This window comes from Actinocorallia aurantiaca (assembly GCF_039533685.1).
GTDB lineage: Bacteria > Actinomycetota > Actinomycetes > Streptosporangiales > Streptosporangiaceae > Actinocorallia > Actinocorallia aurantiaca.
This window is the reverse complement of the sequence record NZ_BAAATZ010000021.1, coordinates 118,949-130,385: the sequence shown is the minus strand read 5'-3', so window position 1 is coordinate 130,385 and position 11,437 is coordinate 118,949. Positions and strand designations below refer to the sequence as shown.

8 protein-coding genes are annotated in these 11,437 nt (G+C 72.4%); all 8 read left to right on the top strand.

Going from position 1 to position 11,437, the window contains the following annotated elements:
- Nucleotides 1–410: 410 nt before the first annotated feature.
- The 8 genes from ABD327_RS24800 (at nucleotide 411) to murC (ending at nucleotide 11,408) form a co-directional block, all read left to right on the top strand.
- On the top strand, nucleotides 411–2,138 hold the full coding sequence (locus tag ABD327_RS24800) for a peptidoglycan D,D-transpeptidase FtsI family protein (RefSeq protein ID WP_486303502.1): 1,728 nt from the start codon (nucleotides 411–413) through the stop codon (nucleotides 2,136–2,138).
- Nucleotides 2,139–2,205: 67 nt separating this feature from the next.
- On the top strand, nucleotides 2,206–3,705 hold the full coding sequence (locus ABD327_RS24795) for a UDP-N-acetylmuramoyl-L-alanyl-D-glutamate--2,6-diaminopimelate ligase (protein WP_344453176.1): 1,500 nt from the start codon (nucleotides 2,206–2,208) through the stop codon (nucleotides 3,703–3,705).
- Nucleotides 3,702–5,123, top strand: a complete 1,422-nt coding sequence (locus tag ABD327_RS24790; protein ID WP_344453173.1) for a UDP-N-acetylmuramoyl-tripeptide--D-alanyl-D-alanine ligase — start codon at nucleotides 3,702–3,704, stop codon at nucleotides 5,121–5,123. Before ABD327_RS24795 ends, ABD327_RS24790 begins: the two co-directional genes overlap by 4 nt.
- Nucleotides 5,120–6,193, top strand: a complete 1,074-nt coding sequence (gene mraY / locus ABD327_RS24785) for a phospho-N-acetylmuramoyl-pentapeptide-transferase (protein ID WP_344453171.1) — start codon at nucleotides 5,120–5,122, stop codon at nucleotides 6,191–6,193. The genes ABD327_RS24790 and mraY overlap by 4 nt, the downstream gene beginning before the upstream one ends.
- On the top strand, nucleotides 6,193–7,611 hold the full coding sequence (gene murD / locus ABD327_RS24780; protein ID WP_344453169.1) for a UDP-N-acetylmuramoyl-L-alanine--D-glutamate ligase: 1,419 nt from the start codon (nucleotides 6,193–6,195) through the stop codon (nucleotides 7,609–7,611). The genes mraY and murD overlap by 1 nt, the downstream gene beginning before the upstream one ends.
- Nucleotides 7,608–8,873 (top strand): putative lipid II flippase FtsW, encoded by a 1,266-nt coding sequence (gene ftsW, locus ABD327_RS24775; RefSeq protein ID WP_425547204.1) that lies wholly within the window; start codon nucleotides 7,608–7,610, stop codon nucleotides 8,871–8,873. Before murD ends, ftsW begins: the two co-directional genes overlap by 4 nt.
- 49 nt (nucleotides 8,874–8,922) lie before the next feature.
- The gene (gene murG, locus ABD327_RS24770) at nucleotides 8,923–10,023 is read left to right on the top strand and encodes an undecaprenyldiphospho-muramoylpentapeptide beta-N-acetylglucosaminyltransferase (protein WP_344453166.1); all 1,101 of its coding nucleotides are present in this window, start codon (nucleotides 8,923–8,925) and stop codon (nucleotides 10,021–10,023) included.
- Nucleotides 10,020–11,408 (top strand): UDP-N-acetylmuramate--L-alanine ligase, encoded by a 1,389-nt coding sequence (gene murC / locus ABD327_RS24765; RefSeq protein WP_344453164.1) that lies wholly within the window; start codon nucleotides 10,020–10,022, stop codon nucleotides 11,406–11,408. The genes murG and murC overlap by 4 nt, the downstream gene beginning before the upstream one ends.
- The last annotated feature ends 29 nt before the right edge of the window (nucleotides 11,409–11,437 follow it).

Genomic DNA, 11,437 nt, shown 5'->3' with positions numbered 1-11,437 from the left:
CCCGCGGCGCCCCCCGCCGCGGCCGCGGCCGGGGTCATCGGAGTGCCGGGCGCGATCGTCCCCGGCGACGGCATCCCCGGCTGGGCCGGCGTCACCGAGACCGAGCAGGGCACTCCCGCGCAGACCGCGCCGGCGCAGACCGCACCCGTGCAGGCAGAGCCCGAGAGGACCCCGTGACCGAACGCCCGCGTACCCCCGGCGCGGTACCCCCCGGCCGTCGCGGTCCGCGCGGCCCGGCGCCGTCGCCGCGCGGACCCCAGCCGGGCCGCCGTTCCGGTTCGGGGACCCTGCCTCCCAGGCCCGCGGCCCGGCGCGCCCCCGCCAAGCGGGGCGAGGGGGCCGACGGGGAGCGGGCCGCCCGGCCCTCGCCGCCGCGCCGTCCGCCCCGCCGTCCCGCGCCGCGCACGTCGATGCGGCTGAAGGACCCGATGCGGCGGCTCAACGCCGCGCTGCTGATGATCGCCTTCGTGCTGTCCCTGTTCGCCGGGCGCCTGGTGCAGCTGCAGGGCATCAAGTCCGACGAGTACGAGCAGGCCGCGATGGAACAGCGGCTGCGGAAGATCGACCTGCCCGCCGTCCGGGGCAACATCACCGACGCCGAGGGCAACCCGCTGGCGCTCACCCAGGAGGCGCGCGGCATCTTCGTCGACCCCACCCGGATCAATCCGGAGAAGAAGACGGAGATCGCCGCCCGGATCTCGTCCATGCTCGGGCTGGACGTCGGCTTCGTGCTGAAGTGCCTGGAGAAGAAGAACACCCAGTACGTGCTGCTCGCCCACCAGGTGCCGCCCGAGCGGGCCAAGCTGGTGATGTCGCTGGGCTACAAGGGCATCGGCCAGGTTCCGGAGTCGCGCCGCTCCTACCCGGCCGACGCGGTCGCCGCGAACGTGGTCGGCTTCGTCAACCAGGACGGCGACGGCGGCGAGGGCCTGGAGTACGCCTACGACAAGCTGCTCAAGGGCGAGTCCGGCTGGCAGCGGGTGGAGATCAGCGCCGTCGACGGGCAGCACATCCCGATGGGCGAGGGCCAGATCAAGGAGCCCGTGCCGGGCAAGGGCCTGCGGCTGACGCTGAGCCAGGACATCCAGTGGAAGGCCGAGGAGGCGATCTCGGCCGCGGTGAAGAAGCACAAGGCCGAGTCCGGCACCGTCGTGGTGCTGACCCCGGACTCCAAGGTCGTGGCGATGGCCTCCTACCCGACCTTCGACCCCAACGCGTACTCCAAGGCCACCGCCGCGCAGCGCAGCAACCGCGTGGTGGGGGAGGCGTTCGAGCCCGGCAGCACCGGCAAGGTCATCACCGCCGCCGCGCTGCTGGAGGAGGGGCTGGTCACCCCGGAGACGTCCTTCGACGTCCCCGACAGCATCTGGAAGTTCTCGACCGAGTTCGAGGACTCGCACGACCACAAGGTGTGGAAGAACCTCACCTTCGGCGGCATCCTCGCCAAGTCGAGCAACGTCGGCACCATCATGGCCTCGGAGAACCTCAGCGACCAGAAGCTGCACGACTACCTGACGTCGTTCGGCTTCGGCTCGCCCACGGGAGTGGGGCTGCCCGGGGAGACGCCCGGCATATTCAGCACGCCGGACAAGTGGAGCGGCACCGACCGGTACCCGATCTCCTTCGGGCAGACGATCTCGGTGAACGCCCTGCAGATGGCCGGCGTCTACGCGACCATCGCCAACGGCGGCGTCAGGGTCACCCCCAGCCTGGTCGCCGGCACCCTCGACGAAGAGGGGGACTTCACCCCGTCCGAGGCGCCGCAGAGCCGCCGGGTCATCAGCGAGGACACCGCCCACCAGCTGATCCGGATGCTGGAGGGCGCGACGACCAGGGAGGGCACCGCCCCGGCCGCGCGGATCCCCGGATACCGTGTGGCGGGCAAGACGGGCACCGCCGAGCGCTACGTGGAGTCCAAGAGAGGTTACGACGGGTATACCGCTTCCTTCGTGGGCATGGCACCGGCGGACGATCCGCAGCTCATCGTCCAGGTAGTGCTGCAAGATCCCAAGAAGGGGTACTACGGTGGCGAGGTTGCCGCGCCGGTCTTCAAGAACGTGATGGAATTCGCCCTGAAGACCCGCAAGGTGGCCCAGACGGGGACGGCCGCGCCGACCCTGAAGATGTTCGCCGACTGAGGAGACCCCAACCAGGGCTCGCGTGTCGGCGTCAGACAGAGCAATGTCCGTACGAGAGAGCCATCAGATGCGTCCTTCGAGCAACTCCGCTCGGCCGCTGTCAGGTCTCGCAGAGCGGCTCGGGGTTTCCGGGCCGCTCGAAGGCGAGGTCTCCGGGATCACCCATGATTCCCGGCAGGTCCGACCGGGTGACCTGTATGCCGCGCTTCCCGGGGAACGTTTCCACGGGGCGCAGTTCGCCGCGCAGGCCGCCGAGGCCGGCGCGGCCGCGATTTTGACCGACTCCGAGGGCCGCGAGGCCGCGGAGGAGACGGGACTGCCCGTCCTGGTCGTCGAGGCCGTCCGCCCCGTGCTGGGCGCCGCCGCCGCCTACGTGTACGGGGACCCCGCCGGGCAGCTCCTGCTGCTCGGCGTCACCGGCACCAGCGGCAAGACGACCACCGCCTACATCCTGGAGGCGGGCCTGGCCGGCGCGGGGCTTCCCACCGGGGTGATCGGGACGGTGGAGACCCGCCTGGCGGGCGAACGCCTGCCGTCCGCGCTGACCACCCCCGAGTCCACCGACCTGCACGCGACGTTCGCGACCGCGGTCGAGCGCGGGGTGGAGGCGATCGCCATGGAGGTCTCCAGCCACGCGCTGGAGCAGGCCAGGGTCGGCGGGACGGTCTTCGACGTGGCCCTGTTCACCAACCTGTCGCAGGACCACCTCGACTACCACCCGACCATGGACGACTACTTCGAGGCGAAGGCGAAGCTCTTCACCCGCGTCTACAGCCGCGTGGGAGTCGTCAACACCGACGACGCCCACGGCCGCAGGCTCGCCGGGATCGCCGAGGTGCCCGTCACCACGTTCTCGCCCGGCGGGGACAGAGGCGCCGACTGGCGGGCCGAGGAGGTCCGGCTGGGCCCGGAGGGCAGCTCGTTCCGGATCGTGGGCCCAGGCGGCATCGAGGCGGTCGCACAGGTGCGGCTGGCCGGCCCGTTCAACGTCGCCAACGCGCTCGGCGCGATCGTCACCCTGGTCGAGGCGGGCATCCCGCTGCAGCGCGCGGTCGCCGGAGTCGCCCGGATGCCGGGCGTGCCCGGCCGGATGGAGCGGGTGGACGAGGGCCAGGAGTTCGCCGCGCTCGTCGACTACGCGCACAAGCCCGGCGCGGTCGAGGCGGTGCTGACCACCCTGCGCCCGGTCACCGAGGGCCGGCTGATCGTCGTGCTGGGCTGCGGCGGCGACCGGGACAAGGGCAAGCGCCCGCTCATGGGCGAGGCCGCGGCCCGGCTGGCCGACCTCGCGATCTTCACCGACGACAATCCCCGCTCGGAGGACTCTTTGGCGATCCTCACCTCGATGATGGAGGGCGCGCTGCGGGTCCCCCGGACCGGGCGCGCCCACGTGGTCGTGGAGCCTGACAGGGCGGCGGCGATCGCGCTCGCCGTCGCCAGGGCGGGCCGGGGCGACGTCCTGGTCGTGGCCGGCAAGGGACACGAGCGCGGACAGTACACCGCGGGTCAGGTGACCCCGTTCGACGACCGCGAGGTCCTCGCCAAGGCCATCCGGGAGTGCCGGTGATCGAACTTTCCCTGTCGGAGATCGCGGCGCTGACCGGGGGCGTGCTGCACGGCCCCGACGCGCGGGTGACCGGTCCGGTCGTCATCGACTCCCGCCTGGCGGGGCCCGGCACGCTGTTCGTGGCGCTGCCCGGCGAGCGGGTCGACGGCCACGACTTCGCCGCCGCCGCGGTGGCGGGCGGCGCGGCGGGCGTCCTGGGCGCGCGGCCGCTGCCCGGCGTCCCCACCGTCGTGGCCGGTTCCCGCGACGACGTCCACGAGGTGGACGACGTCGTGGCGGCCCTGGGCCGGCTGGCCAGGGGCGTCCTGGGACGGCTGCCGCGGACGACCGTGATCGGGATCACGGGATCGTCCGGCAAGACCTCCACCAAGGACCTCATCGCCCAGGTGCTGTCCGGGGCCGGTCCCACGATCGCCCCCGAGGGCTCGCTCAACAACGAGATCGGCCACCCCCTGACCGTCCTGCGGGCCGACGAGGACACCCGGTTCCTGGTGCTGGAGAAGAGCGCGCGTGGAGTCGGTCACATCTCCTACCTGACGCGGATCGCCCCGCCGCACATCGGCGTGGTGCTCAACGTCGGCACCGCGCACCTCGGCGAGTTCGGCGGCCGCGAGGCCGTGGCGCAGGCCAAGGGCGAGCTGGTCGAGGCGCTGGAGCGCACCGGGACGGCGGTGCTGAACGCCGACGACCCGCTGGTGCGCGCCATGGCCGGCCGCACCGACGGGAGCGTGGTGCTGTTCGGGCGCTCTCCCGACGCCGAGGTCAGGGCCGTCGAGGAGGGCTACGACGAGGAGGGGCGCGCCAGGTTCACCCTGGTCGTCCCCGAAGGCTCCGCCCGGGTGGAGCTGCGGCTGCACGGCGCGCACGCGGTCGCCAACGCGCTGGCCGCCGCCGCCGTGGCCCGCCGGGCCGGGATGCCGCCGGAGGACGTCGCGGCGGCGCTGTCGCGCGCCGTGCCGGTCAGCCGCTGGCGGATGGAGGTCGACCACCGGGCCGACGGCCTGACGGTCGTCAACGACGCCTACAACGCCAACCCCGAGTCGATGCGCGCCGCGCTGGACGCATTGTCGGCGATGTCCAGGGGGCGGCGGACCTATGCCGTGCTCGGCCACATGGCCGAGTTGGGGTCCGCTTCCGTTGCGGAACACGAGAAGATCGGACAACATGCCGCGCGGAGCGGTGTCACCGGTCTGATCGCGGTCGGTCCGGCCGCGGCGTCCTTGCTGAAGGGCGCTGAGCAGGTGGGGTCATGGAACGGAGAGTGCGTGCAGGTGGATGACGTCGGTACGGCGGTGGCCGTGCTGGGCGAACGGCTCAGGCCGGGAGACGTGGTGCTCGTGAAGGGCTCACGCGTCGCCGGACTGGAGCGGGTGGCCCGGGCACTGCTCACGGACGCCCCCCCGGAGGGTGAGGCGTGAACAACGTAATCCTGGCGAGCGGGATCGCTCTGATCATCGGCCTGCTCGGCACCCCCCTGTGGATTCGACTGGTGGTACGGCTCGGCTACGGGCAGATGATCCGTGAGGACGGCGTCAGCACCCACCAGAGCAAGCGCGGCACCCCGACCATGGGCGGCACCGTCATCGTGGTCGGTTCGCTGATCGGTTACGCCGTGGCGCACCTGATCACCTGGACGGTCCCGACCGTCTCCGGCGGCCTGGTGCTGTTCCTGATGACGGGTCTGGGCGTCGTCGGCTTCGTCGACGACTACATCAAGGTCTTCAAGCAGCGCAGCCTCGGCCTGCGCAGCCGGGCCAAGGCGACCGGCATCGTCATCGTCGGCGTCGTCTTCGCGGTGGGCTGCCTGCAGTTCCCCAACGAGATGCTCATCACCCCGGCCGACACCTACTTCTCGTTCCTGCGGGACTTCGGACCCAACATCGGCCCGTACCTGTTCGTGCTGTGGGCGCTCATCCTCATCCAGGGCGTCTCCAACGGGGTGAACCTGACCGACGGCCTGGACGGCCTCGCCTCGGGTACCGTCGGCCTGATCCTGGCCGCCTACGTGATCATCGGCAACTGGCAGTTCCGGCAGAGCTGCGCCGAGGGCCTGGCCCCGCACTGCTACTGGGTGCGCGACCCGCTGGACCTCGCGGTGGTCGCCGCCGCGGTGCTCGGCGCCTGCTTCGGCTTCCTGTGGTGGAACGCCCCGCCCGCCAAGATCTTCATGGGCGACACCGGTTCGCTGGCCCTGGGCGGCGTGCTGGTGGGTCTGGCCATCACCACCCGCACCCAGTTCCTGCTGGCCATCCTGGGCGGCATGATCGTGCTGATCACCATGTCGGTGATCCTGCAGGTGGGCTGGTTCAAGATCAGCGGTAAGCTGTTCGAGCAGCCCAGACGCCTGTTCAAGATGGCTCCCCTGCAGCACCACTTCGAGCTGTCGGGCTGGGCGGAGACCACGATCGTGGTGCGGTTCTGGCTGATCTGCGGCCTCTGCGTCGCTGCCGGTGTCGGCCTGTTCTATCTGGAGTGGGTGCCCAAGTAATGCGGTTCAAGGACGTTCACATCACGGTGGCCGGGCTGGGAGTGTCGGGCCGGGCCGCCGCGCGGGTGCTCGCCGAACGCGGCGCGGCCGTCACCGCGGTGGACGCCCGGACCGAGAACGACGGCGTCGAGGGCCTGGACGAGCTGCGGGCCGTGGGAGTCACGGTCCGCCTCGGCGACGGCGCCACCCTGCCGGAGGGCACCGAACTGGTCGTCACCTCCCCGGGCTGGAAGCCGTCCACGCCGCTGCTGGCCGCCGCCGCGGCCCGCGGGATCGAGATCATCGGCGAGGTGGAGCTGGCCTGGCGGCTGCGCCCGGCCGAGGGCGCCGCGCCCTGGCTGGCGCTGACCGGCACCAACGGCAAGACCACCGCGGTGCGGATGCTCACCAGCATCCTCACCGCGGCCGGGCACGACGCGGTCGCCGTCGGGAACGTGGGCGAGCCCATCGTCGAGGCGGTGCTCGCCGGCCACGACGTGCTGGCCGTCGAGCTGTCCAGCTACCAGCTGCACTGGTCTTCCAGCCTGGCGCCGCACGCGGCGGCGGTCCTCAACGTCGCGCCCGACCACCTGGACTGGCACGGCTCGCTGGAGGCGTACGCCGAGGCCAAGGGCAAGATCTACGGGCCGGGCACGATCCGCGTCTGCAACGCCGACGACGAGACCGCGGCGGCGCTCGCGGGCCCCGACGCCTACGGGTTCACCCTGCGGATGCCCTCCTCCGGCCAGTTCGGCGTGGTCGAGGACCTCCTGGTGGACCGCGCCACCGTCGCGGACCCGGCCCGCTCGGCCGACGAGCTGGCCGAGCTGCGGGACGTCGTCCCCTTCGCCCCGCACAACGTCGCCAACGCGCTGGCCGCCGCCGCGCTGGCCCGCGCCTTCGGGGTGCCCACGGAGGCGGTCCGGGAGGGCCTGCGGGCCTTCCGCCCCGACCCCCACCGGATCGCGTTCGTCGCGGACGTCGGCGGAGTCGCCTACGTGGACGACTCCAAGGCCACCAACCCGCACGCCGCCGCCGCCTCCCTGGCCGCCTACGAGCACATCGTGTGGATCGCCGGCGGTCTGCTCAAGGGCGCCGACGTCGACGACCTCGTCGCCGCGGCCGCGCCCCGGCTGCGCGGCGCGGTCCTGCTCGGCGCCGACCGGGCACGGATCGCCGAGGCGCTCGCCCGACACGCGCCACAGGTTCCGGTCATCGAGGTCGCGGCGACGGACACTGATGCGATGGACCTCGTGGTGAACCAGGCGGCCCGGCTCGCACAGCCGGGCGACACCGTACTTCTGGCCCCCTCGGCCGCCTCCATGGACATGTTCGCCGACTACAAGGCGCGCGGGAACGCGTTCGCCGCCGCGGTGGAGCGGCTGGCAGGCGCGGATCCGGCCGGAGGCCCGGCCGGAGGGGAGAGGCCGGGCCCGTGACGGCAGCCCCCGCCGGCGAAGCGGAGCCGGAACGCGCCAGGACCGGGCTGAAGGCCCAGACGGCCAACGTGCTCAACCTCCTGGACCGCCCGCTCACCTCCTACTACCTCGTCATCGGCTGCACGCTGCTGCTGCTCACCCTCGGCCTGACCATGGTGCTGTCGGCCTCCTCGGTGATCTCGCTCAAGAACACGGGCTCGGCGTTCTCCCTGCTGCAGAAGCAGGCGACCTGGGTGGCGCTGGGCCTGCCGCTGATGCTGCTGACCGCGATGCTGCCGATGCGCACCTTCCGGGTGCTGGCCTACCCGATCATGCTGCTGGCCGTCCTCGGCCTCGCCCTGGTGCTCGTGCCCGGCCTGGGCCAGAGCGCGGGCGGCGCGACCCGCTGGCTGAGCTTCGGCGGAGGGTTCCAGCTCCAGCCGTCGGAGCCGGCCAAGCTCGGGCTGGTGCTGTGGGGCGCGGACCTGCTGGCCCGCAAGGAGAAGCTGCGGATGCTGACGGACTGGAAGCAGCTGCTCATCCCGCTGCTTCCCGGCACCGGCCTCATCGTCATCCTGGTCATGCTCGGCGACGACCTCGGCACCACCCTGGTGCTCTTCGTGATCTTCCTGGCGCTGCTGTGGGTGATCGGAGCCCCGATGCGGCTGTTCGTCGGGGTCTCGGCGCTGGTGCTGATGCTGACCTGCATCCTCATCGTGGTCGAGCCCTACCGGATGCAGCGGCTCACCGGGTTCCTCGACCCGTCCGGCGACCCGCTGGGCGCCGGCTACCAGAGCAACCAGGGCCTTTACATGCTGGGCTCGGGCGGCTGGTTCGGCACCGGCGTGGGCGAGGGCAGGGCCAAGTGGGAGTACCTGCCGCACGGCGACACCGACTTCATCTTCGCCGTCCTGGGCGAGGAGCTCGGCCTGGTCGGCACCCTCATCGTGCTGAGCCTGTTCGGGCTGCTGACCTACGCCGGGCTGCGGATCGCCAGGCGGGTGCGCGACCCGTTCATGCGGCTGGCCGCCACCGGCATCACCGCCTGGATCGTGGTCCAGGCGATCGTGAACATCGGCGCGGTCATCAACGTCCTACCGATCACCGGGATCCCGCTTCCGCTGGTGTCCTACGGAGGCTCGTCCCTCATCCCCACGCTCATCGCGCTGGGCATCCTGCTGTCGTTCGCCAAGCGGGAGCCCGGCGCCCGCCAGGCGCTGGCGGCACGTGGTCCCGGACCGGGCGCGCGCGTCCTAAGCTGGCTGGGTCTGGGACCCAGATAGAACCCCCCGTACCGAGATTCGAGGATCTCCGCAGAAAGGTTGTCGTGTCATGAGGGTTGTCCTCGCCGGCGGTGGCACAGCCGGGCACATCGAGCCGGCGCTCGCCCTCGCCGACGCGTTGCGACGCATGGACCCGTCCGTGCGGATCACCTGCCTGGGCACCGAGCGCGGCCTGGAGACCAGCCTGGTCCCCCAGCGCGGCTACGAGCTCGCCCTCATCCCCCCGGTCCCGCTGCCGCGCACGCTCACCCCCCGGCTGCTGGCCGTGCCGGGCCGGCTGAACAGCGCGATCAACACGGCCGCGGCCGTGCTGGACCGGGTCGGCGCCGACATCCTCGTGGGCTTCGGCGGGTACGTGGCGACCCCGGGCTACCTGGCGGCCCGCCGCCGGAACGTCCCGATCATCGTGCACGAGGCCAACCCCAAGCCGGGGCTGGCCAACAAGCTCGGCGCCCGCTTCACCGAGCACGTCGCGGTCTCCCACCAGGACTCGCCGCTGCCGCACGCCAGGTTCGTCGGCATCCCGATCCGCCAGCAGATCGCCCAGCTCGACCGGCTGGCCATCGGCGACAAGGCCCGCAGCTACTTCGGGCTCGACGCCGACCTGCCGACCCTGCTGGTCTTCGGCGGCTCCCAGGGAGCCCGCTCCCTCAACCGCGCGGCCGTGTCCGCGGCGCAGGCCTTCCGCGCCAACGGGGTGCAGGTGCTGCACATCGTCGGCAAGAAGAACACCGAGGAGGCCCCGCCCGGCCGTCCGGGGGAGCCGCAGTACGTCACGATCCCCTACTGCGACCGGATGGACCTCGCCTACGCCGCCGCGGACCTGGCCATGTGCCGGGCCGGCGCGATGACCTGCGCCGAGCTGTCGGCGGTCGGGCTGCCCGCGGCGTACGTGCCGCTGCCTATCGGCAACGGCGAGCAGGCGCTGAACGCCCAGCCGATCGTGGAGGGAGGCGGCGGCCTCATCGTCGAGGACGGCGCGCTGACCCCCGAGTGGATCGTGCACAACGTGATACCGATCCTGCGCGACGCCGAGGCCGTCGCCCGCATGTCGGAGGCCGCCGCCCGGATGGGCCACCGCGACGCGGACGTCAAGCTCGCGCAGATGGTCTTCGAGGTCGTCCGCGCCAGAAGAGGTGGCCAGTCGTGAGTCTCGTCAGTCCTGTGGACGTCGTCCCCGCCGAACGCCTGGGGAAGGTGCACTTCATCGCGATCGGCGGCGCCGGCATGTCCGGCATCGCGCGGATCATGCTGGGCCGCGGCATGGCGGTCTCCGGCAGCGACGCCAAGGACTCCGAGCTGCTGGAGCAGCTCGCCGGGATGGGCGCGAAGGTCTTCGTCGGGCACGACGCCGCCCACCTGGGGGACGCCGACACCGTCGTGGTCTCCACCGCGATCCGCCAGGACAACCCCGAGCTGGCCGCCGCGCGGGAGCGGGGGCTGCGGATCCTGCACCGGGCCGCGGCGCTGGCCTCGCTCATGGCGGGGCGGCGGGCGGTCGCGGTGGCCGGCACGCACGGCAAGACCACGACCACCTCGATGCTCACGGTCGCCCTGCAGCACGCGGGCCTCGACCCGTCCTACTGCATCGGGGGCCAGCTGGTCACCACCGGGCTGGGCGCCGCGGAGGGCACCGGCGACGTGTTCGCGGCCGAGGCCGACGAGAGCGACGGCTCGTTCCTCATGTACTCCCCGAGGGTCGCGGTCATCACCAACGTCGAGGCCGACCACCTGGACAACTACGGGGGGTTCGAGGAGGTCAAGGCGAACTTCGCGCGCTTCGTCGACCGCATCGAGCCCGACGGCGTCCTGGTCGCCGGGATCGACGACCCCGTGGTGCGGGAGCTGGCGGCCAAGGCGCCCCGGGTGCTGGGCTACGGCGAGGCCGAGGACGCCGACGTGAGGATCACCGGGTTCACCCCGCGCGGCCTCGGCTCCACGTTCGAGCTCTCGGGTGCCGGCACGGTCGAGCTGGCCGTCCCCGGACGGCACAACGCGCTCAACGCGGCGGCGGTCGTCGCGGTCGCCAAGGCGCTGGGCGCGGACCTGCCCAAGGTGGTGGAGGGACTCGCCGCCTTCGGCGGAGCCCGCCGGAGGCTGGAGCTGAAGGGCGAGGCGGGCGGCGTCCAGGTCTTCGACAGCTACGCCCACCACCCGACCGAGCTGACCGCCGACCTGTCGGCCACCCGCGACTACGCGGGGGAGAGCGGCAGGTCCCGGATCATCGTGGTCTTCCAGCCCCACCTCTACAGCCGCACCCGGTTCTTCGCCGCGGAGTTCGGCGCGGCCCTGGGCGCGGCCGACGTCGCGGTCGTCCTGGACGTCTACGGCGCCCGCGAGGACCCCGAGCCCGGGGTGAGCGGGCAGCTGATCGTGGACGCCGTGCCCGAGGGGCCGCAGGTGCACTACCTGCCGGACTTCGCCTCCGCCGCCGAGCGGGTCGCCGAGCTCGCCTCGCCCGGCGACATCGTGATCACCGCCGGCGCGGGCGACGTCACCACGCTCGGCCCGAGGATCCTGTCCCTGCTCTCCTGACGGGCGCCGGCGGCGCTCCGGCGTGTCAG